A 20,830-nucleotide genomic window follows, 5' to 3' on the forward strand; every position below is an offset into this window, starting at 1 on the left:
TGCGGCAGGTTTGAGACAACGAAAGGAGATAAGAATGACACACTCGCTGAACCCCGAGGACATCACCGTGGTCCACTCAGCCGACGAAGGCCAGGAGGCCCACGACCGGTCCCGCGGAAACTTTGACGACAACGATTCCAACGACAGCGGCGGTAGGGACTTCCAAGCGTTCCTCCTGCACCAACTCAACGGCCCGTACGACGACACCGACTGAGCCGTCGGCCTGATCCGCTGAGAGCCGGGCTTCCTCCCGGGCGCAGTTGCCCACGTAGGGAGCCCGGCTTTGTCGCGCCTCATTTGCAGCCGTCCATCAACGGAGTTTCTGCCAAATCTTGCGCGCGCGCCGACGGGACCATGTGTGTGGCACGAGGAGCGGTATCGGTCACACGCTGGAACCTGGAAAGGGCCGCGCCGTTCCGCGCGCCCGTTGAAAATGGTGTCCCTTTGCCCCTGCCGGCTTACGCCTCGTGCTCCTCGCGCCAGGCGAGCTCGCGCTCGGCCGCCTCGGGCGGCAGGATGTCCGCCGGGAAGTCCGAGGGATCGAAGACCTGGCGGATCTCGACCTCGCCGTCCTGGAAGGGGACGCGGGTGGCCCACTCGATCGCCTCCTCCCTGGACTTCACCTGGATCACCCAGTAGCCCGCGATCAGCTCCTTGGTCTCGGCGAACGGCCCGTCGGTGACGGTGCGCTTCTCGCCGTCGTAGCTGATCCGCGCGCCCTTGGAGCTGGCCTGCAGTCCGTCGAGGGCGAGCAGGACCCCCGCCTTGTCGAGCTGCTCGTTGAACTTGCCCATCTCCGCGATCATCTCGGCGGTGGGCAGGACGCCCGCCTCGGACTCCTCGGTCGCCTTGACCAGCATCATGAATCGCATCGCCGTATCTCCTTACCGGTTTCCGGCCCGTCCTTTCGGGGCCCCACCTGCACGTCGAACGGGAGACGGCGTTCTCGACAGCGGGTCCGAAGTTTTTTCACGGGGGCTTCGCTGGACCGGACAGCCGCCGTCCACGGGCAGGACCGCCCCGGTGGCGCTCCTCGTCTCGTCCGAGGCCAGGAACAGGATCGCCCGGGCCACCTCCTCGGGCTCGCCGAACCGCGCCATCGGATGACGCCGGCTGCGCGACCCGCTCGGTCCGACCGTTCCTGCCCGGCGTCCTCCTCGGCGTCCTACTCGGCGGTCGCGAGTCTCCCGATGCCCATGCCCGGGCCGTTCCTGCCCGCTCTCATCGCGGCCCGGGCCCGCTCGACCCCCCGGGAGGTGGCTCTCGCCCCGCCGCCGACGGCGACCACCCGAGCGCCGAGCCCGGCACACAGCCGGCAGATCCCCGGCCGAGCCACCGGGTCGTGGCACTTCGCGCACTCCGCCATCTGCTGCGACGGCTCGACCCGGACCGGTACCGGCGGCATCTTGCGCTCCAGACGGCTGCGCAGCACCCCTACCGACGAGTGGATCAGTACCGGCAGGCCGGGAAGCAGTGCCCGGGCCAGGTCGTCGGCGGTACTGCCCCGCTCGACCCATCGCGCGACCAACGGCGCCAGCGCCAGCGCCTCGGCCTCACCGAGTCGCAGACGCGGCTCCGGCCTGATCACCCGGAACAGCGTCGCCACCGCCGCCCGCAGTTGTTCGTCCGGCACCGCAGCGTCCTCCCGAACCGGGACCTCGCTCTTCGCCCGCCCGGACGGCTCGCCGCCGCCCTGGTCGCCGGCGGCCTGCTCGCCATCGGCGGGGAGGGTGGGTTCTTTCTCCGGGTTCTTTGAAAGAGCGCCAGCGCCACCGGCTTCCGCTCGACCGGCGCCCGGACGGGTGACATCCGGCGCGACCAGCTGCGGGGTGTCGAAGACGTGGACCTCCGAGCGGATGGTGCCGTCCGGTATCCGCACCTTGACGACCCAGTAGTACCCGGCTGCCATCAGTTCTTTGATGGCCCTGCGGATCGCGGCCCGGCCCTGCGGGCTGGAGTCCGCCATGTGTCGCCCGTCCTCCCGCCAGCCGTCCGGCCGCGAGAGCAGATCGGCCAGCAGGCCGCGAGCGGTGTAGCTCAACCGACGGTCCTGCACCATGCCGTTGTGAAACCACGTGTAGTTGCGCAGGCGAGCAGTACGATGGATGCGCATTGGGAGTCACTGTCCCTGGTGCCGGGCCCCGGGGTGTTGGCGCACCGCCGGGGTCAACTACGTTCTCTTGATGCCGGAACGTAACACAGAGCCAGACCCTGAACGCGGTGCGCGGTTGTGCCGACCCGATCGCGCGCCCCCTCGACGGCGAACACGCCCAATGCCGCCCCTGGAACGACATATTGACCAATCGTCACAAACGCCGCACTCCAGTCGGTCCGTCGGATTGCACGGCAGCCCCTCGCCGCTGCACCGATTCCCGCTGCTCACGGCACGTCAGCAGACCGGATCCGGCGAGGCCGCGTGCCCCTGGTCCGGTGTCCCAGGCACCCCGTCGGACCGGCCCCCAAGCACTGCCCCGACACCGCCTGCCCCGGAGGAAAGCGCCAGGAAGGGTGTTCACTCAAGAGTGTTCGCTCAGCGGAGTGTTCAACGGATGGAGCGTCCAAGCGGTGGGGGCGCAAAAGGCTGGACCGTGCCACCGTCCGCCGACATAGTGTCGCGCATGGCATCTCTCGTACGACACGTGACCATCGACTGCGCCGACGCCTACCGCCTCGGCGGTTTCTGGGCCGAGGCCCTCGACAGCACCCTGCACGAGGACGACAAGCCCGGCGATCCGGAGGCACTGGTCGCCGCCACGGGCATCACACTCCTCTTCGTCACGGTCCCCGAGGCCAAGACGGTCAAGAACCGGGTGCACCTGGATCTCCAGCCGCAGGACCGCACCCGCGACGAGGAGGTCGAGCGCATCCTGGCCCTGGGCGCCACCCTGGTCGCCGACCAACGCCGCCCCGACGGCACCGGCTGGGTCACCCTCGCCGACATCGAGGGCAACGAGTTCTGCGTCGAGCGCAGCGCGGCCGAGCGCGCCGCCTGAGCATCCGTCATCCCCATGGGCCGGCAATCTGCTCGGCGCGCGCTCGCGAGCTCTCGGCGGGCGATGACGCCGGTGTCGGTGACGAGGAGGTCCGATGGGCGATCGAGCACGCGTCGCCGGCAGTTCGCGAGCCAGTGCGGCAGATGCCGGCTTGCGAGCCTGGTCGCAGTTGGCTGGACGCGCTTCGCTACCAGCGGGACGCAGCCCTTCGCCGCTGACCAGCGAGGCGCGCAGCGTCGCCGGAAGGAACCGCGATTCGAGCCGGAACCGGAGTCGGAAATGGGCTAGAAAGGTCACCATGGAACTCACCCAGATACGCCTGTTGGTGTCCGACTTCCCCGCCGTCTACCGCTTCTACCGGGATGTGCTCGGGCTCAAGCCGCAGTTCGAGGCCGAGAGCGGCCCGTACGCCAAGCTCAGCCCCGACATCGGACACGCCGCGATCGCGCTGCAGGACCGGGCGCAGATGGCGGCCGTGCTGGGGCGGTTGGGGGCCGAGCCAGAGGGATGCCGCGCGCTGGTGGTGCTGCGGGTGGACGACCTGGACGCCGCCCACGCTGAACTCACCTCGCGGGGAGCCGAGTTCACCAGGGATCCTGGCCCGATGGGCGAGCGGATACGGGTCGCGTACCTGGAGGACCCGGAAGGGAATCTGATTGAGCTTCAGGAGTGGCTGGCGCTGCGCGAGCAGGCTGATAGCGCGCCGGCCTAGGAGGTAGCGGCGGAGCCCGTCCGCGACCGAGCTTCCGCCGCGAAGCCAGCTGGCCGACGTGCGGTCGTCGGGCCTCGCTGCGGTCGGCGAGCGGCTGGGCCGGGGGCGGATGTTCTGCGTAAATGCCTGACACAACGAAGAGCCCCTGGCAGGCCAGGAGTTGTCTACGCTTCAGCCCTGCCAGGAGCTCTCGTGTCATTGCCGCACGGTCAACACGCCGACGGACAGGACGTCCACCAGGCCCACGATCCTGACCTTCCCCTGCGACGGGGCAGCCTCGACGGCGCCCTGGACGGCAGGGTCCGCCTGGACGGCAGGGAGCCCGGCAAGCTTCCACGGGGCTGGAGCACCGGCAGGCTTCGAGGATGTGCACGCAGCCGCGAGCGCGACGGTCGCCAGGACCGCTGCACCCGCGGAGAGCTTCAACCGCTGCATCTGTCGATGATGGCACCAGTCCGCCTGCGATCCAGGCACTACCGGAGACTTCGCAGGTACTCGCGGTCAGCACGAGGCCCGAGCAGGAACGGGTGTCCGGTCAAGGCCTCGATGGGTGGAACGGCCGTCAGGCTGCGCCGAACTCGCCTCGCGCCGTGGCTGCGGCGAAGGCCGACCAGGCGTCCTTCGAGAAGCGGAGCTGCGGGCCCTCGGGGTCCTTGGAGTCCCGCACGGGGATGACGCCGTGGGTAGCGGCGAACTCGGGGGCGAACTCGATGCATTCGCCGTTCGCGCCGCCGCTGTAGCTGCTCTTGCGCCACTGCTCCGGCTGGTGATCAGTCTTGCTCATGTGCGAAATCCTCCGCTGCTGACTCGATCAGGGCTAGGGACGCTTCCGGCGACAGCGCGGCGGCCCGTACGAGATCGTAAGACCACGAGCACTTCGCGACGAAGGCTGGATCATCAAGGAGTTGACCCCAGAAGGGGCCTTCGGAGTAGGCCACGGGCGGGGCATCGACAAAGGTCAGGAGGATGAGGGATCCCTCCAGCAGGGCGTGTGCACCCGCCGAGAAGGGCAGCACCTGCACGATGACCCGCCTGCTGTGCACCAGGTGGGCAATGTGGCTCAACTGCCCATGCATCACTGCCGGTCCACCAACGGGCCGCCGGAGGATGCTCTCGCCCAGGATGGCCCAAAACTGGGGTCTTGTTGGACCGTCAAGTATCCGTGCCCGCGCCGTACGCAGGCGCACAAGCTCCTCGATGTCCGATGCGGCTCTCAAGGGATTCCACGAACGGAAGATCTCTCGCGCGTAATCGGCGGTCTGTAGGAGACCCGGCACCAGATCAGGCTCGAAAGAGCTGAGTGTCTCTGCCATCGTCTGCAGTTCGGGGATGCCCGCGAAGTAGTCGGCGAACCGGCTACGGGTGACCATCGGGTACAGCCGAGCGAAGTACCCGTCCGTATCAAGGGCTGCGTCGAGGCGCTCGGACAGGTCCTTCTGCGGCTGCCTGGTCGCCGCCTCCATCTGCCCGATGTACGCACCCGAGCAGAAGACCAGCTCGCCCAGCGCGTCCTGGGACAGCCCCTTGGCCTCTCGGAGGCGGCGAAGTTCAGCCCCGTAGAAAGCCTTTGGGGACTCGGAGGGGTCGAGGCTCCTTGGGCTGGCCACGGCGCAGCACCTCCTGACAGTCCTGTTGTTGGGCTTCCCCTGCTTCACAGGCTAACGCCGGAGCGCAACGCTTGGAGCACAGAACGTGAGGAACGGGGCGCGAGCCCCCAACCCAGGAGCGCGCCATGCCGCCGAGCACCAGACCACCTTCGATCAGCCGTTTGAAGCGCCAACGGCCGCTGCTCCAACGCCTCGTGGCCGCCGGGCAGGCCAATGCCAGGGCAGCGGAGGAGGAGCTGGCGTCCGCCCTGAAGGTGGCGGGGATCGTGCTGCCGTCGCTGGCGGCGGACTGCCGGTCGGGCTGCCTCTCCGGCGTCTTCCTGGTCGACCTCGGCGGCGCTCGCCCGGACGTGGTGATGCGACTCGCGGCGGTCGTGAGGCGCGGCGCGGCTGCGGAGTCGGCGGAGCAGCGGGCGGCGCCCGGATGACCGCCGACGAGTTGGAGCCCGTGAACCCGTGGCCCCCGCTCCCGCCCCTGCCACCGCCTCCGGAGTTCCGTCCGGTCCTCACTCCCGAGGAGCACACCGACCGGCCGCTGAGCCCGGAGGAGTACGCCCGGCGGGCGAACCTGCTCCGGAGAGTCCGGAACGCCAACAAGCTGACGTAGTAGGGAGATTACGCGTGAATCGACTGACGCTGCCGATCCGCGAACTGGGGGATGCGACGCGTGGCTCACCGCCGTCCCAGAAGTGCCTGGAGACCGCCGAGGCGATCGGCAACGCGCTGAGCCGGAGGCCGTGGGTGAGCAGACGGGACTCCGGGTGGCGGATCTACTGCCGCTACCAGGGGGAGTTGCTGTCCGAGCAGGCCGCGGAGGCTCTGAACCTGGCGGTGGGCGACGCGCGGTGGGGCAATCGCTGTTCCGGCGATCTGGAGACCGTACGGCTCACCCTGTGGGTCGACGTCCCCGCCGGCGAAGAGGGCTGAACCGCCGAGACCGGCGCAGAGCCCCGACCGGACGCCAACGTCCGGTCGGGGCTCGCTCAGCACTCGCTACTCGCTCGACAGAGCAGCCGGACCGGTCAGATGTCGACCGTCACGTTGTACTCGGTGACCCAGTTGTTGAACTCGATCAGGCGCTCGAGGATGGCGCGGGCGCTCCAGGGACCGCCGACGTTGTAGGAGCCGGCCGGGACGTCGAGGAGGCGGCGGACCTCCTCCTCCGAGACGATCTTGAAGACCGGAGCGCCCTCGACCAGGATGCCCTCGACCCGGTCGCGCAGGGCGAGCTCGTACTTCTCGTCCTGGGTCGAGGGGTACGGGTTCTTCTTGCGGTCCAGGACCTCGTCCGGCAGCAGGCCGCGCATCGCGGCACGCAGCAGGCTCTTCTCGCGGCCGTCGAAGCTCTTGATCGACCACGGGGTGTTGTAGACGTACTCGACCAGGCGGTGGTCGGTGAACGGCACCCGGACCTCGAGGCTGACCGCCATGCTGATGCGGTCCTTGCGGTCGAGGAGGAAGTTCTCCCAGCGGGTCAGGTTGAGGTAGGTCAGCTCGCGCATCCGCTCCTCGAGGCCGCTCTCGCCCTCCAGGCGCGGGACCTCGGCCAGGGCCTGCTCGTAGCGCTGCTTGACGTAGTCGGTCAGGCCGAGGCGGTCCCACAGGCCGACCGTGCGCAGGGCGCCGATGCCGCCGGCCTGCTCGAAGGGGTGGTGCCACGGGAAGGTGTCGCCGTTGACGGCGCCCTCGTCGTGGAACCAGGTGTAGCCGCCGAAGAGCTCGTCCGACGCCTCGCCGGAGAGGGCGACGGTCATCTGCTCCTTGAGCGCGCGGCACAGGATGAGCAGCGAGTACTCCATGTCGCCGGTCGAGACCGGGAGGTCCTGGGCGCGCAGCACCTGGTCGCGGACGTCGTCGTCGAGGATGTCCTCGTTGTTGAGCTCGACGACGATGTGCTCGGCGCCGACGTGCTCGGCGACCTGGATCGCGTACGGGGTGTCCGGGTCGGCCCACTGGACGTTCGACTGGAAGCGGGTCTCGTGACCGGTGAAGTCGACCGAGAACGCCTTGATCGGCGTCTCGACGCCCTGCTTCTTCAGCGCCTTGGCCGCCAGCGCGGTGACCGCGCTGGAGTCCAGGCCGCCCGAGAGCAGGGTGCCGACGGTGACGTCGGCGACCAGCTGGCGGTCGACGATGTCCTCCAGCAGGTCACGGACCTTGGCGATGGTCGTTTCCTGGTCGTCGGTGTGCGGCACCGCCTGGAGCTGCCAGTAGCGCTCCTCGCTCCGGCCCTCGCGGGTGAAGCGGACGATGGTGCCGGGACGGACCTCGTGCATACCGCGGAACACCGCGTGACCCGGGGTCTTGACGATGGAGAAGATCTCCTGGAGGCCCTCGCGGTCGATGACCGCCTCGGCCTCCGGGTGGGCCAGGATCGCCTTCGGCTCGGAGCCGAACAGCACACCGTCGGTGGTCGGGTAGTAGTACAGCGGCTTGACGCCCATCCGGTCGCGGACGAGCAGCAGCTCCTCGGTGCGGGCGTCCCAGATCGCGAAGGCGTAGATGCCGTTGAGCTTCTCGGCGAAGTCGGTGCCCCACTCGACGTAGGCCCGCAGCACCACCTCGGTGTCGCTGGTGGTGCGGAACTCGTGGCCCAGGCCCTTCAACTCCTCGCGCAGCTCGCGGAAGTTGTACACCTCGCCGGTGTAGGTCAGGACCGCCTGGGTGATCTCCGCGTCAGCGGCGATCATGGGCTGCTTGCCGCCCTCAAGGTCGATGATCGCCAGTCGGCGGTGGCCGAGGATGGCGTGCTCGGAGGTCCACAGGCCGCCGGCGTCCGGGCCGCGGCACTCCATGGTGTGCGTCATTGCATCGGCAAGGTCCGAGAACGCCGACAGGTCACGCCCGTAACTCACCCAACCGGTAAGGCCGCACATGAGACAGGATTCCTCTCGTCAAGAATTGTCGTGTGATGCGTGCATCAGCACCCGGCGGGCCCGCGGGCCCTGCTTGGCGCAGGCAGCTTTACGAAGACATGGCGCAGATCCGTGTCAACGGCGCATCGGAAGGGCGCATTCGGCCGTCATCGCCTTCCGAGGCGTGCTCGACGTTCCGTTCAAAACCTCTGCACCGACCCCGTTCTCCCTGCTCCATCCACGGGTGTGGTGCTGCCACCCCGGGCCGAATCCGCAGTCCGATCGTGCCGTCCTGCGGAAATTCCGGGCAAGCCATCGCGCCCAACACCGTCAGGTCGAGGGTTCACCGCCGTGAACTGCCCGAGGGTCTAGGGTCGAGCGGGACAGGTGCCGAGTGGAAGGGGCGACTTGAGGATGCGCACGGGGACGAGCACAGAAGCCGGGGACCGGACGGGGGCGGCGGTATGACCGAGCTCCACGTGCTCCGCGTCTTCTGCGGCCCGGACGGCACTGCCGGGAATCTGCTGGGCGTTGTTCTCGACGGCCCGGCCGTTCCGGGATCGGCACAGCGGCAACGGCTCGCGGGTGAACTGGGCTTCTCCGAGACGGTCTTCGTGGACGACGCGGCGCGCGGCGTGGTGGACATCCACACGCCGAGCGTGCAGCTTGCCTTCGCCGGACATCCACTGGTCGGCACCGGCTGGCTGCTGCGGCAGTCGGGCCTGATCCCCGGCCCGGGGGTTGACGGCCCTGCGGTACTCCAACCGCAGGCCGGGGAGGTACCCGCCTGGCAGGACGGCGAGTTCAGCTGGATCCGTGCCCGCGCCTCCTGGGCCTCCGGCCGGCGCACCCTCCGCCACGACACCCCCGCCGCCGTGGACGCGCTCACCGTCCCACCACCCGGTACCGGCTGGCTCTACGCCTGGGCCTGGCGCGACGAGGCCGCAGGCAAGGTCCGCGCTCGCGGCTTCCCGGGACGTGGTGACGGCATCGACGAGGACGAAGCCACCGGCGCGGCAGGAATCATCCTCACCGGCGAACTGAACCGCGCACTCGACATCCGCCAGGGCATCGGCTCCCAACTGCTCACCCGCCCACTGCCGGACGGCCACGTCGAGATCGGCGGCCGCGTGTTCCCACACGAGGTACGCACGCTGTGAGCCTTCGCAGACGGTGAGAATGCACCCTCCCCGGGGTGCGGGAGTGGTTCTTCCAGGGGCGCAGGGCTCCGTTTGACCAACGCTCGCGCCCCACAGAAGCCGTTGCCTGTGCCCCGGAAAACCACCGCTCGCGCGTCCGCAGAAGCCGCGCAGCGGTCCGGGTCAGTCGACGCAGGGGATGCCGCCGGCCTTCACTGCGGGGCCCTGCATCGGCAGGGTGGCTGTGGGGTCCGGCGTGGCGGCGCCGGCGTTCGACGAGGGGGTGGGCTTGTCCGAAGTGGCGGCGACCGTCGAGTCGTTCGGGACCGCGGCGGCCGCAGGCGTGTACGAGGTGCCGAGGGTCACCACGACGCGGCCCGCCGGGACGGCGGAGGACGCGGTCGCGGTGACCCCGTACCTGGCCGCGGCCTGCTCCGCGCCGCTCCTGGCCCCGGAGCCGTAGACCACGGTGGTGGACCTCGGGTGGGTGCTCGCCTCACCGATCCGGCCGGCCTTGAGGCCCAGGTCGGTCAGCGCCCTGGACTCGTTGGCTGCCGCCTTGGACACGTTCGACGCGTTGTAGACGTCCACCGTGCCCTTCGCCGTGGCTGTCGACGGGCCGCTGGAGTCCGCCGCCGGGGAGACCCCGGAGTCGCCGCCACCGCTGTCGGAGGGTGCGGGCATGGGCGCCGGGTCGCGGCCGAACAGCTGCTGGACGATCCGCTTGATCAGCTCGGGGTTGACGGTGTTGACGGACTCCCCGCCGACGGTCTTGAAGCCGCTGATCGGCAGGGTGTTGAACTCGACGTTGCCGCCGGTGAGGTTGGGCGCCTGCTGGGCGAAGTCCAGGATGTCCCACCGGTTGTCGATGACCACGTCCTTCTTCACCACGTCGAACAGCTTCTGCATCTGGCCCAGATCGCCTATCACTCCGTCCTGCTTGAGCTTGTACTCGACGGAGGAGATGAACGCCTGCTGGCGGTGGGTGCGGTCGAGGTCGCCACCCTGCAGGTTGTGCCGCTGGCGGACGAAGGAGAGGGCCTGCGCCGCGTTCAGATCGCTGTAGCCGGCGGGGAGTCTGAGCCCGGTGCCGCCGCCCTCGCGGGTGGCCGTACGGGAGATGATCGGGTCGTCGACGGCCTTGTTGAGGCAGACCCGGATCGGCTGCAAAGCCTGGGCGATGTCGTAGAAGCCGATCAGGTTGACCTCGGCGAAGTGGTCGATCGGGATGTCGAGGAACTTCTGCACCGTCTGGATGGTCGCCGAGCGCCCGGCCTCCCGGCTCTGCCGTTCCAGTTCCGACTTGGACAGGCCCTTGCCGCTCAGTTTGCTCTCGGCGGCGTCCTTGGCGATCCCGTACGCCTCCTTGACCTTGTGCATCCTTCCGTCGGCGCCGACGGTCTGGACGTAGTCGTCGCGCGGGACGGAGAGCGCCATCACCTTGCCGCCGTTGGCCGGGATGTGCAGCACGATCAGGGCGTTGGTGTTGTAGCCGCCGATGTCGCTGCTGCTGCCCGCGTGCAGTTCGTTCTCGACGACGTCCGGGGGCAGGTCGTTGCCGTCCATGTCCTTGCGGCTGTCCAGGCCGATCAGCAGCAGGTTGACCGACTTGTCCAGGTGCGGCGGTGCGTTGCGCCGCGCCTCGTCCAGCGCGCTGGAGGTGGTCAGGCCGTCGGAGAGGTCCTTGAGCTCGTACCAGGTGAAGCCGCTCGCGCCGAGCACCGTCACCGAGACGGCGCAGGCCGCGGCCCGGCCGGCCATCAGCATCGGTGAGAGCCGCGACCGGGCGGTGCGCCCGCCCTGCTGTCTGCGCTTGGCCCCGCCCTGCCTGCTCTCAGCCACGCCGGCCCCTTCCCTCCCGCAGCGTCCGGACCACGACCACCAGCAGGGCGGCCGACACCGCCGCCGCCATCACCGGGAAGGCGTGCACCACCCAGCGCAGTGCGCCGGTCGCCAGCGCCTTGCCCTGGTACTTGTCCCCGTTGACGAGGTACTCCGTTCCCGTGGCCACCGCCAGCACCACCACCGGCGCGGAGGTGGCGACCCACCACCAACCGGCCCGACTGCTGAGGAGCGCGGTCAGGGCCGTGCCCAGCACCGCGCACACCGCGAACACCACGCCCACCCCGGACCCGATCACCGCGTCGATCACGGCCCCGAGCACCGGCAGCCCGAGCGCCGGCAGGGCGGCGGGCATCCGGCCGCGGTTGCTCGGGGAGCTGCGCGCTGTCGCGGCGGCGCGCCGGGCGCTCGGCACGCGGGCGGCGCCAGGTCTGCGCCGGCCCGCCTCTGCCGGGCGCGGCAGCGCGGTTTCGTCCGTACGCGGGCCCGCGGCGGCGCCCGGCCGGCGCGCCATGCCCTCGCCGGAGCGCCGTGCGGGCGGGACCGGGCGCTGACGCCGGAGTTCCGCCTCGTCGTAGGGCGCGCGCGCCCGTTGTCCCGCCATGCCCACACCCCTCGTCAGCTCGGCTGTTGCAGCGGCGCGTCCAGCCTCAGCCCCTGACCATGGCGGACGGCAGGAGAGGGACGCGAGTGCGACCTCGTGACCGCCGGGGACCCCATGCCTGCCGAGACGCACAGCTCTACAGACGTGTAGAGAATCAGCGAAGCATACAAAGGCACTCCAGCAAAGTCACCCGCAGGTGTGTACACCCTGCTCCACCCCGTTACGTGCAACGAGCGACAGCCGCCGGAGTGGCGCTGAAAACCGTCAGAGCCGCACGCCACCCGGCGTACGGCCCCGACGGTAGAGCGACGATCGGCTGCGATCAGCGGATCGGCAGCTCCTTGGTGTGCTCCTGCCGCACCGCCTGCAGCGCGTGCGGGTCCAGGCCGAGCAGGCGCAGGATCGTCGGCGCGATCTGCTTGGTCTGCACGGGCGCGCCGCTGCGCACTCCGCTCGGGGCGCCCGCACCGGAGACCACCAGCGGGACGTTGAGGTCGTCCGCGTGCGCGCCGCCGTGCTCGGCGATCTTCTTGGTGCCGCCGGTGTAGACGACGCCGTACTGGGCGAGACCGAAGACGTCGGGGACGCGGGCGTCCCCCGCCCTGACGCCGAAGTAGTCGGCCGCGGCCGCCCCGGCGTAGACCTTGCTCAGACCGCTTGCGGTGAAGGGCCTGGGCTTGGCGTCGATATCGGTACCGGTGCCGTTCTGCGCCATCAGATAGCTCTTGGCGAAGTCGGCGGCGGCCTGCGAACGGTCGTTCAGCCAGAGCAGCACACCGTCGTCGTCCACGGAGTGCGCCACCAGGTCCCCGGCCGTCGGGTGCAGCTTCTTCCAGGCGGCGTTGAGACCGTCCAGCAGCGGGCCGTCGTCCACCCTGGTCAGCGCGGCGGGGTCGGCGGGCGACTGGCCGTGCTTCGCGGAGAGGATCACCGTCGTGCTCCCGGACAGGTGCTGCCTGCGCAGTTCGGCGGTGAGCTCGCCGATCCGCTCGTCGACGAAGTCCAGGTTCCTGGCGAGCAGCGGGCCGGGCACGTTCGCAGCCGCGTAGCCGCCCTTGAGACCGTCCGAACTCGGCAACTTCTGTGCGGTGGAGACGGATTGGAGGTTCAGCCCGAAGACCGCCGGGGTGCCGACCCGGTGCGTACGGCTGTGGTCGTACCCGTCGATCTGGTTGATGACGGCCTGCACCTTGTAACCGTCGTACTGCTCGGTGGCCTTGTTGTCCTTGGTCCAGTCGCTCCCTGCCGGGTAGCCGGTGGCATCGCTGTTGATCTCCGGCGCGAACAGGTCCTGGATGCCGTTGCCCGACGGGCCGTTGAGGATGTCGTAGGCGGCGTGCTTGTCCGACCAGGCGGTCCGCAGACCGGCCGCGCGGGCGACCTCGAAGACCGTGTTCACCTGGAGGTAGGAGTGCGGGTAGACCGGGCGGCACGTGCTGGGATCCACCGGAAGCCTGGCCGGGTCGATGACCTCCGCCGCCCGTCCGGTCATCGAAAGAATGCTGCCCGGAAGGGCCTTGAGCCCCTGACCGGCATCGAGCGCGCTCTTGTCCTTGTCCAGGTCCTCCGTCAGGTCGACTTCCGCTCCCGGCCTGACGCCTGTGCAGTGCGTGGTGCCGGCCGGGAGCAGCGCGGCGTCGTAGGTGTCGTCGTAGTAGACACCGGTGGTGCCCGGCCCTCCGCCGGTCAACTGGGCGACCATGCCGGGGAAGGAGTCGGAGGGCGTGGTGGTCTTCGCCCCGGTGTACTCCACTCCCCCGCCGACCAGCCGGGCCAGCGCCGACTGCGGGTGCCGGGCGACGTACCACTCCAGGTCCGACTGGTGCAGTCCGTCGACGGAGATCAGCAGCACATGCCTGGCGGCGGCACGGTGCAGCGCACCGGACCGGCCCGCGTCACCAGCGGCATACGCCTGGGCGACGGTCGCACCGGCCAGCAGTCCGGTGGCACTGAGCACGGCGGCGGTTCGGGTGATTCGAGCGGAACGGGCCGATCGGGTGGCTCTACGGGTCACAACGTCTCCTGGAGGTACTCGCGGACGGGCGGCAGGGAGCTCGCGTCAGTAGTAGTGAGCCCCGGTGTACGCGCTGCGGCGTGCATATGAACTCCCCCGGAAGAGCGGGAACTTCGGCCACCTCGCAACGGGGCGGCGAGTTCTCCGTCCTGCCCCGGAGCCCGCTCACCGCCGCTTGCCGGGCCACTGCCCTCGCGCCGGTCGACGCGCTCCCGGCCGCCTCGCACGGTGCCGCACCTTGACCTATACAGGAGCTGGAACGGCCCCCGGCTCCGTCGACCGCCGTGCCCGCCGCTCTCACCTGGAGCAGCCATGCCCGTACGGCTTCGCAACCATCCGCCCCGCGCCACGACCGCCCTGGCCGCAGCCACCGCCCTGGCCATGGGCGCCGCACTGCTGACGGGCTGCACCACCGGCGAGGCCGGCGAAGCAGCTGCCCCTCCCAGCGCCCGCCCGACCACCCCGGCGGCTGCCGCATCGGCCGCCGCCGAGAATCCGGCGGCGAGCGACCACAGCATCTCGTTCGTCGTCGACGGCACCACCACCTACGGCACCCTGCACATCCCCGCACACACCGCCGGCACCAGGCTCCCGGCCGCCCTGCTGCTCCCCGGCAGCGGCCCGACCGACCGCGACGGCAACCAGCCCCGGCTCACGCCCTACACCCTCACCGAGATCGCCCGGCTGATGGGCGACGACGGGATCGCCACCCTGCGCTACGACAAGTACGGCACCGGCCGGACCGGCCTCGGCGCGTACGAGGGCAAGGCAGCCACCCTCGACCTGGCCGCCTACGTCCGCCAGGCCGACGCCGCGTACCGGTTCCTGGCCGCCCAGGCCACCACCGACCCGCACCGGCTCTCGATCGCCGGGCACAGCGAGGGCGGCATGATCGCGCTGGAGCTCGCCCAGTTCGCCCGGCCCGCACCCGCCGGTCTCGTCCTGCTCGAACCGCAGGACGAACGCCTGCTGGACCTCGCCACCCTCCAGCTGGACAGCAGCCTCGACGCCGCCGTCACGGCCGACCGGCTCGACGCCGCCGAGGCCGGGGACATCAAGGCCGATATCGCCCAGGCCGTGACCGACCTCCGGGACGGGCGCCCGGCCGACACCACCGGCATGCCCGCGTCGGTCGCCGCCGTCTTCGAGGACTTCAACGCCAACGCCACCTTCGTGCGCACCGACGACGCGGTCTACCCGCCCAGCCTCGCCCGCCAGGTGGCCGAGGGCACCGAGGTCATGGTCACCTGCGGCACCGCCGACACCAACGTCCCCTGCTCCACGACCGGACCACTGCTCGCCGCCCTCACCGCCGCCGGCACCACCGGCCCCGGCCTGGTCACCCTCCCCGGGGTCAACCACCTCCTCCAGCCCGCCGGCCCCTCTGCTGCTGCCTCCGCCGACGCGTCCCCCTCCGCCAGTGCCACCTCCACCAGCGCCCCGTCCGGCGCTGCCTCCGACAGCCTGGCCCCGGCCGCCCAGCAGGCCATTCACACCTTCGACACGCTCTGGCGCTGAGCGCCCGGTCCACAGCTGCGCACCGGCCCGCGCACGCAGTGTCACGCCATCAAGCGGAAGCCCGGTTGCAGAAATATGATGAACGCGGGGTTTCGCTACGCCTCCAGCTTCGATTGGGTCCGCCGGTGAGGCACAGACGATGAGGCACCGACGGTGGCCGGGTCACGAAGCCCCGAGGCATCGCCGTTACGAGGTGCCTTGCAACGGCCGCCCATGACCCGACGCACCTCGGAGGGTCAATGCCCCGACACCGCGCCCCCCGGCCGACCAGTGCCGACGACCTGCTGAACGAGCTCGGACGGCTGACCGCCCAGGCGCTGGAGCGCGCCGAACTCCAGAAGGCCCGGGTGGAGCTGGCCGAGGCCCTTCAGCGCGAGCTGCTCCCCGGCGCGCTGCCGGAGCTGCCCGGGCTGCGGACCGCCGCCCGGTACGCCCCCGCCCGCAACGGCCTGGCCATCGGCGGCGACTGGTACGACGGCTTCTGGCTGCCCGACGGGGCGCTCGGGTTCTCCATCGGCGACGTCCAGGGCCACGATGTCGAGGCCGCCGCGTACATGGGACAGGTCCGGGTCGGGCTCCGCGCCGTGGCCGCGGCCTCCGCCGACCCGGGCGAGGTCCTGAGCCGGGCCAACGACCTGCTGCTGTCGATGGACACCCGCCTCTTCGCGACCTGTAGCTTCCTCCGCTTCGACCCGGTCACCTGGGAGCTCACCGATGCCAGGGCCGGCCATGTGCCCGCGGTCTGGGCCACCGCCGACGGCCACAGCGGCATCGCCCACGACGCCGGTGGCCTGCCGCTCGGGATCCTGCCCGGCGAGACCTACCCGGTGACCAGGCGCCGCCTGTCGGCCGCCGGGGCCTTCGTCCTGCTCACCGACGGCGTGGTCGAAGGCCCCTCCTTCCCCATCGAGGCCGGCCTTGAGCAGGTGTGCCGGGTGGTCCGGGCCGGAGTGGACGCCGGGCCGGATCCGGATCCCGGCAGACTGGCGGCCGAGGTCATCAAGGTGGCCGACCTCACCGGCCACACGGACGACGCCGCCGTCCTGGTCCTGTGCCACGACGGGGCGGCGCACGCCCCCTGACCTGCAACGGCCGACTGCAACAGCCGACAGCGGCGACCGGCAGCAGCGGCGGGCATAGCGGTGGGCAGCAGCGGCGGGTGGAGCCGGCCCACGTGAAGAGCCCGGCTGCGCGTGTCACATCCGATGTCACGTACGGGACGTTGTCTGATGGCTGATGTGGTGCGAAACGAGGAACTCCGGCGGCTCACCGCAGCAGCCCTTCGGATCGTCGCCGTCGCCGCCGTCTACCTCACGGCCGCACGGCTCGGCCTGCTGCAACAGGTGGTTGTCGCGGGGGCGGTGGTCACCCCGCTCTGGCCACCCACGGGCATCGCCCTGACCTGCCTGCTGTTCCTGGGAATCCGGATCTGGCCGGGCATCGCGCTCGGCACCGCCCTGGTGATCCTCACCATCGGGCCGTGGAACGCCGCGTCCTTCGGGGTCGTCGCCGGGAACACCCTCGCCCCGGTGTGCGCCTGCCTGATGCTGCGCCGTGTGGGCTTCCGGGTAGAGCTGGACCGGCTACGGGACGGCGTGGCGCTGGTGTTCCTGGGCGCCCTCGCCGGAATGCTGATCAGCGCGACCGTGGGAAGCACCTCGCTGCTCCTCGACGGCGCACTCCCGCCCAGCGGATTCTGGTCGACCTGGTCGGCCTGGTGGACGGGCGACGCGATGGGCGTACTCGTGGTCACACCGCTCCTGCTCGTCCTCCGCACCGCCCGGCTGCCCCAGGACCTCAACCCCTACCGCTGGGCCGAACCGGTCGCCCTGCTGATCAGCACCGTCGTCGTGACACTCCTGGTCACCAGAACCATCCTCGACCTGCTGTTCCTCGTCTTCCCGCTGCTCATCTGGGCCGCTCTGCGCTTCCAACTGGCGGGCGCCGCACCGTGCGTCCTCGTGGTCTCCGTCCTCACGGTGGTGGCGGCAACCGACCACGCCGGCCCCTTCGCCCACCGCGGCCTCTTCGCCATCATGGTCACCCTCCAGGCCCTGAACGGATCCGCCGCACTGACCACCCTGCTGCTGGCTGCCGTCGTCGCCGAACGCAAGAGCACCTACCGCAAGATCGAAGAGGCCTGCACCGACCTCGCCGAAGTCGTCGCCCGCCTCGCCCCGGGCGAGAGCACCCACCGATGGCCGCCACCGGACGACGAAGGCCCCTGGGCCACCGGCTGAGCCCGGCACTCCGGCCGGGCACGGCCCAACCCGACCGGTCGCTCCGCCCGTCCCCTACGGTGCCGTCCGCAGCCGGTGCGTCCGCAGCCACCAGCGCGGCGACGGCCGGGTGCCAGGCCCGGCCGGCTCGGCTACGCGCCCGTGCCAACTACCGCCGTGTCAGTGCCGGATGGCAGCATGCTCCCGTGCTGATCCCTGGATACGAGGACAACCCCCTGACCACCGGCGAGGAGCTGCTCACCCTCCCCGGCTTCTGGGCCGCGTACCTGTTGTGGCTCGCCGAGGGCGAGGACTTCGATCCCGAACCGGCCCAGTTCGGCACCGACGGCGCGGACGCCGACGCGGCGTACGAGACCCTCAACGACCCCGGCGCCTGGCCCGTCCTCCGGCTGCCCCTGGAGCACGGGCACACCATCCAGATCGTCCACCGCAACCTCCCCGACGACGCCGGGATCGACTTCCTGCTCGCCCACCCCGACTGGGCCCGGCCGGGCTCCCTGGCCAGCATCGAGGGCCACTTCGCCGGGCCCGGCCTCGCCTGGCGCGAACTCACCCACCTCGCCCGGCATCCCGGCAACGGCCCCGGCATCACCGACCCGCGCGTCCGCCTGCTCCTCCTGCTGCCCGCCCTCGGCGACGCCGACCTGCCCTCGGACGCCGCCGTCACCGTCGCAAGCGCCCTCGCCGCGATCGGCACTCCCCCACAGGTTCGCGCCACCCTCGCCCAGGCGCTGCTCGACCACCCGTTCTGGGGCAGCCCGGCCTGGTACTTCGAAGGGGCCGGCTCCCCGCTCGGCGGCGGCAGCCCCGCCACCGGCGTCAGCCGCGTCCTGCGCTGCACCGGCGACCACAGCCCCCGCACGGTCCGCTTCGGCCTCTCCGCCGATCAGGACACCCGCCTCGCCGAAGCCCTCGGCACCGCCTGCTGACCTAGCCTTCGCAAGTCCGCCGTACGTCGGGCCGCTGGGCCGCTGGGCCGCCGAGCCGCCGAGCCGCCAGTGACATTTGGCCGATGAGATCTGGCCGATGACATTTGTAACTGCCCCTCCGTGAGACACGCACTGCCCGCCGGTGAGAACCCGCACTGCCCGCACCACCACGGCGGTGAAACGCTGAAGACGTAAGCGACGACCGGATTCCCTCCTGTGCTCAGCCCGTTGCCGGCCGGCGACGAGCCTTCGGCCGAGGGACGGTGGACGACCGAGCAAGGACGGGCGGGGGACGTCATGACGACGACCGTGCGGGAGAGCGCGGCAGCCGACGGGGGCGTGCACGACCTGGCGGTACGCACGACGGGTCTGCGGATGCGGTACGGACAGCGGGACGTACTCGACGGGTTGGACCTTGAGATCCGCCGCGGTGAACTGTTCGGGCTGCTCGGCCCCAACGGGGCGGGCAAGAGCACCACCATCGAGATCCTGGAGGGCTACCGTCGGCGTTCTGCGGGCGAGGTGGAGGTGCTCGGACAGGACCCCGAGCGGGACGACCCCTCCTGGCGGGCGAGGATCGGCATCGTCCTGCAGTCCAGTCGCGACCACGGCCGCTGGCGGGTGGGCGAGTTGCTCGACCACTTCGCCGGCTACTACGCCGAGCCCTTCGATCCGGCCGAGCTGCTGCGCACGGTGGGTCTGAGCGCGCAGGCGGACCAGCAGACGGCCAAGCTCTCCGGTGGTCAGCGACGGCGCCTCGATGTGGCCATGGGCATCATCGGCCGCCCCGAACTGCTGTTCCTGGACGAGCCCACCACCGGTTTCGACCCCGAGGCGCGCCGGGACTTCCACGAACTGATCCGCGGACTCCGCGACGTGGGCGGCATGACCATCGTGCTCACCACCCATGACATGACCGAGGCACAGCAACTGTCCGACCGGATCGGCATCCTGCAGGCCGGCCGCCTGACCGCCGTCGGCACACTCGACGAGCTCGCCGCCGCCGCCCGGGCCCGGTCCGAGGTCCGCTGGACCGACCACGACGGTTCGCCGCGACGGCAGCTCACGGCGGACCCGTCACACGCAGTCTGGGAGCTGCACCAGCAGTACGGCGGCCCGATCCCCGGGCTCGAAGTACGCCGCCCGACGCTTGAGGACACCTATCTCGGCATGGTGTCCGCCGACCTCGCCGAGTCCACCGCCAACGCCACCGCCACCGCCACCGCCACCGCCATCCGGACGGAGACGCCGTGAACCCCTTCCGCCTCGGCCTGCTGCGCGCCGCCATCGAACTCCGCCAAGTCCTGCGCAGCCGCAAGGACTTCTACTCGTACCTGTCGACGCCACTGATCTTCCTCGCCGTCGCCTACTGGCGCGCCGGAGGAGACAAGGGTCAGACGACCCAGCTGGTGCCGGCCGGCGGAGTGGGGTCCACGATCTTCATGTTCGGCCTGATGACCGTTCCGCAGTTCCTCTTCGGCGACCGGGAGGACGGAACACTGCTGAGGCTGCGCGGCGTCCCCGGCGCGATGACGGCCTATCTCACCGGAAAGACGCTGTTCGTTCTGGCCACCATGATCGCGTCCATCGCCGTGTTGCTGCTCGGCGGCACCGCACTGCTGGGAGTCGGTCTCCCGAGCAGCCCGACACAGTGGCTGACCCTGTGCTGGGTACTGCTCCTGGGAATCGCCGCGGTGGTCCCCATCGGCGCCGCCATCGGAGCACTGCTGCCTGCGCGGGAGGCCCTTGCCCTCTACCTGATGCCCGTCATGGGCCTGATATTCGTGTCCGGGACCTTCTCACCACTCCGGAACCTTCCCACCTGGCTACAGGATGTCGCCTCGGCCTTCCCCCTGCGCTGGATCGCCCAGGGAGTGCGCTCCGCCCTGCTTCCCGACGCCGCCAAATCCTACGAACCGAACGGCAGTTGGCAGCACCTGGCAACCCTCGGCGCCCTCACCGCCTGGGTACTCCTGGGCTTCCTCCTGGCCCCACGCCTGCTCCGCCGAATGGCCGCCCGCGAATCCGGCAGCCGCCTCTCCGAGCGGGAGCAGAAGCGTCTGACCAAGGCGGCCTACTAACCCTGTCCCACCGAACGCCGACACGGCAGCTCACTCATAGACCGTGGCCGCTCCCAGCGCACGGGCGAAGAAGCTCCAGTCGCCCTCGGCCGGCAGGTCGCGCCCGAAGTTGCGGTACCACCCGGGCGAGTCCTCGACCCATCCCGCGAGGGCATCGAGAAAGCGATCGAGCGTCGCGTTCTCCCAGTCATCGCCGCGCTCCAGGTACTCGGCGTGAAACTCACGGATGAACGCCGCGAAATCCTCCCGGCTGCGGACCTCGTCTTCCGGCATGGGCCGGGAGGCGAGATCGTCCG

Annotated in this window: 22 protein-coding genes and 1 pseudogene; 13 read left to right on the top strand and 10 right to left on the bottom strand. The window is 70.5% G+C overall.

Annotated features, from left to right (window positions below; genetic code table 11):
* Nucleotides 1–34 precede the first annotated feature (34 nt).
* The gene (locus P3T39_RS02645) at nucleotides 35–214 is read left to right on the top strand and encodes a hypothetical protein (RefSeq protein WP_280695617.1); all 180 of its coding nucleotides are present in this window, start codon (nucleotides 35–37) and stop codon (nucleotides 212–214) included.
* Nucleotides 215–458: 244 nt separating this feature from the next.
* Here P3T39_RS02645 and P3T39_RS02650 read toward each other — a convergent pair whose 3' ends face one another.
* The 3 genes and pseudogenes from P3T39_RS02650 to P3T39_RS02660 all read right to left on the bottom strand — a co-directional run bounded on the left by P3T39_RS02650 (nucleotide 459) and on the right by P3T39_RS02660 (nucleotide 2,041).
* Nucleotides 459–872, bottom strand: coding sequence for a YciI family protein (locus P3T39_RS02650; protein WP_280695618.1), 414 nt, complete (start codon nucleotides 870–872; stop codon nucleotides 459–461).
* 12 nt (nucleotides 873–884) lie between these two features.
* Nucleotides 885–1,103: pseudogene (locus tag P3T39_RS02655) on the bottom strand (SDR family oxidoreductase); the annotation flags it as partial.
* A 62-nt stretch (nucleotides 1,104–1,165) separates the two neighbouring features.
* Entirely contained in the window at nucleotides 1,166–2,041 is an 876-nt protein-coding gene (locus tag P3T39_RS02660) for a hypothetical protein (protein WP_280695738.1), read from the bottom strand.
* A 577-nt stretch (nucleotides 2,042–2,618) separates the two neighbouring features.
* On the opposite strand from P3T39_RS02660, the gene P3T39_RS02665 reads away from it, so the two are divergent.
* Together P3T39_RS02665 and P3T39_RS02670 are read left to right on the top strand one after the other, a co-directional pair.
* Entirely contained in the window at nucleotides 2,619–2,993 is a 375-nt protein-coding gene (locus P3T39_RS02665) for a VOC family protein (protein ID WP_280695619.1), read from the top strand.
* A gap of 298 nt (nucleotides 2,994–3,291) precedes the next feature.
* Nucleotides 3,292–3,705: a VOC family protein gene (locus tag P3T39_RS02670; protein WP_280695620.1), complete on the top strand. Its 414-nt coding sequence runs from the start codon at nucleotides 3,292–3,294 to the stop codon at nucleotides 3,703–3,705.
* Nucleotides 3,706–3,900: 195 nt separating this feature from the next.
* Here P3T39_RS02670 and P3T39_RS02675 read toward each other — a convergent pair whose 3' ends face one another.
* The 3 genes from P3T39_RS02675 to P3T39_RS02685 all read right to left on the bottom strand — a co-directional run bounded on the left by P3T39_RS02675 (nucleotide 3,901) and on the right by P3T39_RS02685 (nucleotide 5,312).
* The gene (locus P3T39_RS02675) at nucleotides 3,901–4,140 is read right to left on the bottom strand and encodes a hypothetical protein (protein ID WP_280695621.1); all 240 of its coding nucleotides are present in this window, start codon (nucleotides 4,138–4,140) and stop codon (nucleotides 3,901–3,903) included.
* A gap of 127 nt (nucleotides 4,141–4,267) precedes the next feature.
* A complete protein-coding gene (locus P3T39_RS02680) occupies nucleotides 4,268–4,489 on the bottom strand; it encodes a DUF397 domain-containing protein (RefSeq protein WP_280695622.1) in 222 nt (73 codons plus the stop codon).
* Nucleotides 4,476–5,312: a helix-turn-helix transcriptional regulator gene (locus tag P3T39_RS02685; RefSeq protein ID WP_280695623.1), complete on the bottom strand. Its 837-nt coding sequence runs from the start codon at nucleotides 5,310–5,312 to the stop codon at nucleotides 4,476–4,478. Before P3T39_RS02685 ends, P3T39_RS02680 begins: the two co-directional genes overlap by 14 nt.
* A 125-nt stretch (nucleotides 5,313–5,437) precedes the next feature.
* On the opposite strand from P3T39_RS02685, the gene P3T39_RS02690 reads away from it, so the two are divergent.
* From P3T39_RS02690 to P3T39_RS02700, 3 genes are read left to right on the top strand one after another with little or no spacing between them, the layout of a single operon-like run.
* Nucleotides 5,438–5,740 (top strand): hypothetical protein, encoded by a 303-nt coding sequence (locus P3T39_RS02690; RefSeq protein WP_280695624.1) that lies wholly within the window; start codon nucleotides 5,438–5,440, stop codon nucleotides 5,738–5,740.
* Nucleotides 5,737–5,919: a hypothetical protein gene (locus P3T39_RS02695; RefSeq protein WP_280695625.1), complete on the top strand. Its 183-nt coding sequence runs from the start codon at nucleotides 5,737–5,739 to the stop codon at nucleotides 5,917–5,919. Before P3T39_RS02690 ends, P3T39_RS02695 begins: the two co-directional genes overlap by 4 nt.
* Nucleotides 5,920–5,933: 14 nt before the next feature.
* Nucleotides 5,934–6,239, top strand: coding sequence for a hypothetical protein (locus P3T39_RS02700; RefSeq protein WP_280695626.1), 306 nt, complete (start codon nucleotides 5,934–5,936; stop codon nucleotides 6,237–6,239).
* A 95-nt stretch (nucleotides 6,240–6,334) separates the two neighbouring features.
* Here P3T39_RS02700 and asnB read toward each other — a convergent pair whose 3' ends face one another.
* Nucleotides 6,335–8,188, bottom strand: a complete 1,854-nt coding sequence (gene asnB / locus P3T39_RS02705; RefSeq protein ID WP_280695627.1) for an asparagine synthase (glutamine-hydrolyzing) — start codon at nucleotides 8,186–8,188, stop codon at nucleotides 6,335–6,337.
* Nucleotides 8,189–8,631: 443 nt separating this feature from the next.
* On the opposite strand from asnB, the gene P3T39_RS02710 reads away from it, so the two are divergent.
* Nucleotides 8,632–9,327 (top strand): PhzF family phenazine biosynthesis protein, encoded by a 696-nt coding sequence (locus P3T39_RS02710; RefSeq protein WP_280695628.1) that lies wholly within the window; start codon nucleotides 8,632–8,634, stop codon nucleotides 9,325–9,327.
* Nucleotides 9,328–9,489: 162 nt separating this feature from the next.
* On the opposite strand, the gene P3T39_RS02715 is transcribed toward P3T39_RS02710, so the two are convergent.
* The 3 genes from P3T39_RS02715 to P3T39_RS02725 all read right to left on the bottom strand — a co-directional run bounded on the left by P3T39_RS02715 (nucleotide 9,490) and on the right by P3T39_RS02725 (nucleotide 13,766).
* On the bottom strand, nucleotides 9,490–11,148 hold the full coding sequence (locus P3T39_RS02715) for an LCP family protein (protein WP_280695629.1): 1,659 nt from the start codon (nucleotides 11,146–11,148) through the stop codon (nucleotides 9,490–9,492).
* Nucleotides 11,141–11,752, bottom strand: a complete 612-nt coding sequence (locus P3T39_RS02720; RefSeq protein WP_280695630.1) for a DUF6542 domain-containing protein — start codon at nucleotides 11,750–11,752, stop codon at nucleotides 11,141–11,143. Before P3T39_RS02720 ends, P3T39_RS02715 begins: the two co-directional genes overlap by 8 nt.
* Nucleotides 11,753–12,074: 322 nt before the next feature.
* Nucleotides 12,075–13,766 (bottom strand): alkaline phosphatase family protein, encoded by a 1,692-nt coding sequence (locus P3T39_RS02725; RefSeq protein ID WP_280695631.1) that lies wholly within the window; start codon nucleotides 13,764–13,766, stop codon nucleotides 12,075–12,077.
* Between the two features lie 312 nt (nucleotides 13,767–14,078).
* Here P3T39_RS02725 and P3T39_RS02730 point away from each other — a divergent pair, with 312 nt between their 5' ends.
* From P3T39_RS02730 to P3T39_RS02755, 6 genes are all read left to right on the top strand, one after another.
* Entirely contained in the window at nucleotides 14,079–15,284 is a 1,206-nt protein-coding gene (locus P3T39_RS02730) for an alpha/beta hydrolase (RefSeq protein ID WP_280695632.1), read from the top strand.
* Between the two features lie 239 nt (nucleotides 15,285–15,523).
* Nucleotides 15,524–16,366, top strand: a complete 843-nt coding sequence (locus P3T39_RS02735) for a PP2C family protein-serine/threonine phosphatase (protein ID WP_280695633.1) — start codon at nucleotides 15,524–15,526, stop codon at nucleotides 16,364–16,366.
* Nucleotides 16,367–16,513: 147 nt separating this feature from the next.
* Nucleotides 16,514–17,524 (top strand): MASE1 domain-containing protein, encoded by a 1,011-nt coding sequence (locus tag P3T39_RS02740; RefSeq protein WP_280695634.1) that lies wholly within the window; start codon nucleotides 16,514–16,516, stop codon nucleotides 17,522–17,524.
* Nucleotides 17,525–17,709: 185 nt separating this feature from the next.
* Nucleotides 17,710–18,453 (top strand): hypothetical protein, encoded by a 744-nt coding sequence (locus P3T39_RS02745; RefSeq protein ID WP_280695635.1) that lies wholly within the window; start codon nucleotides 17,710–17,712, stop codon nucleotides 18,451–18,453.
* Nucleotides 18,454–18,828: 375 nt separating this feature from the next.
* Entirely contained in the window at nucleotides 18,829–19,707 is an 879-nt protein-coding gene (locus P3T39_RS02750; protein WP_280695739.1) for an ABC transporter ATP-binding protein, read from the top strand.
* Nucleotides 19,704–20,534 carry an ABC transporter permease gene (locus tag P3T39_RS02755; protein ID WP_280695636.1) on the top strand — a complete coding sequence of 277 codons (831 nt, stop codon included), beginning with the start codon at nucleotides 19,704–19,706 and terminating at the stop codon, nucleotides 20,532–20,534. The genes P3T39_RS02750 and P3T39_RS02755 overlap by 4 nt, the downstream gene beginning before the upstream one ends.
* The last annotated feature ends 296 nt before the right edge of the window (nucleotides 20,535–20,830 follow it).

This window comes from Kitasatospora sp. GP82 (assembly GCF_029892105.1).
Lineage (GTDB): Bacteria > Actinomycetota > Actinomycetes > Streptomycetales > Streptomycetaceae > Kitasatospora.

Coding starts and splice junctions, on each gene's coding strand:
- P3T39_RS02645 (WP_280695617.1), top strand. CDS start 35: ATGACACACTCGCTGAACCCCGAGGACATCACCGTGGTCCACTCAGCC.
- P3T39_RS02650 (WP_280695618.1), bottom strand. CDS start 872: ATGCGATTCATGATGCTGGTCAAGGCGACCGAGGAGTCCGAGGCGGGC.
- P3T39_RS02665 (WP_280695619.1), top strand. CDS start 2,619: ATGGCATCTCTCGTACGACACGTGACCATCGACTGCGCCGACGCCTAC.
- P3T39_RS02670 (WP_280695620.1), top strand. CDS start 3,292: ATGGAACTCACCCAGATACGCCTGTTGGTGTCCGACTTCCCCGCCGTC.
- P3T39_RS02675 (WP_280695621.1), bottom strand. CDS start 4,140: ATGCAGCGGTTGAAGCTCTCCGCGGGTGCAGCGGTCCTGGCGACCGTC.
- P3T39_RS02680 (WP_280695622.1), bottom strand. CDS start 4,489: ATGAGCAAGACTGATCACCAGCCGGAGCAGTGGCGCAAGAGCAGCTAC.
- P3T39_RS02690 (WP_280695624.1), top strand. CDS start 5,438: ATGCCGCCGAGCACCAGACCACCTTCGATCAGCCGTTTGAAGCGCCAA.
- P3T39_RS02695 (WP_280695625.1), top strand. CDS start 5,737: ATGACCGCCGACGAGTTGGAGCCCGTGAACCCGTGGCCCCCGCTCCCG.
- asnB (WP_280695627.1), bottom strand. CDS start 8,188: ATGTGCGGCCTTACCGGTTGGGTGAGTTACGGGCGTGACCTGTCGGCG.
- P3T39_RS02710 (WP_280695628.1), top strand. CDS start 8,632: ATGACCGAGCTCCACGTGCTCCGCGTCTTCTGCGGCCCGGACGGCACT.
- P3T39_RS02720 (WP_280695630.1), bottom strand. CDS start 11,752: ATGGCGGGACAACGGGCGCGCGCGCCCTACGACGAGGCGGAACTCCGG.
- P3T39_RS02730 (WP_280695632.1), top strand. CDS start 14,079: ATGCCCGTACGGCTTCGCAACCATCCGCCCCGCGCCACGACCGCCCTG.
- P3T39_RS02735 (WP_280695633.1), top strand. CDS start 15,524: ATGCCCCGACACCGCGCCCCCCGGCCGACCAGTGCCGACGACCTGCTG.
- P3T39_RS02740 (WP_280695634.1), top strand. CDS start 16,514: ATGGCTGATGTGGTGCGAAACGAGGAACTCCGGCGGCTCACCGCAGCA.
- P3T39_RS02750 (WP_280695739.1), top strand. CDS start 18,829: ATGCGGTACGGACAGCGGGACGTACTCGACGGGTTGGACCTTGAGATC.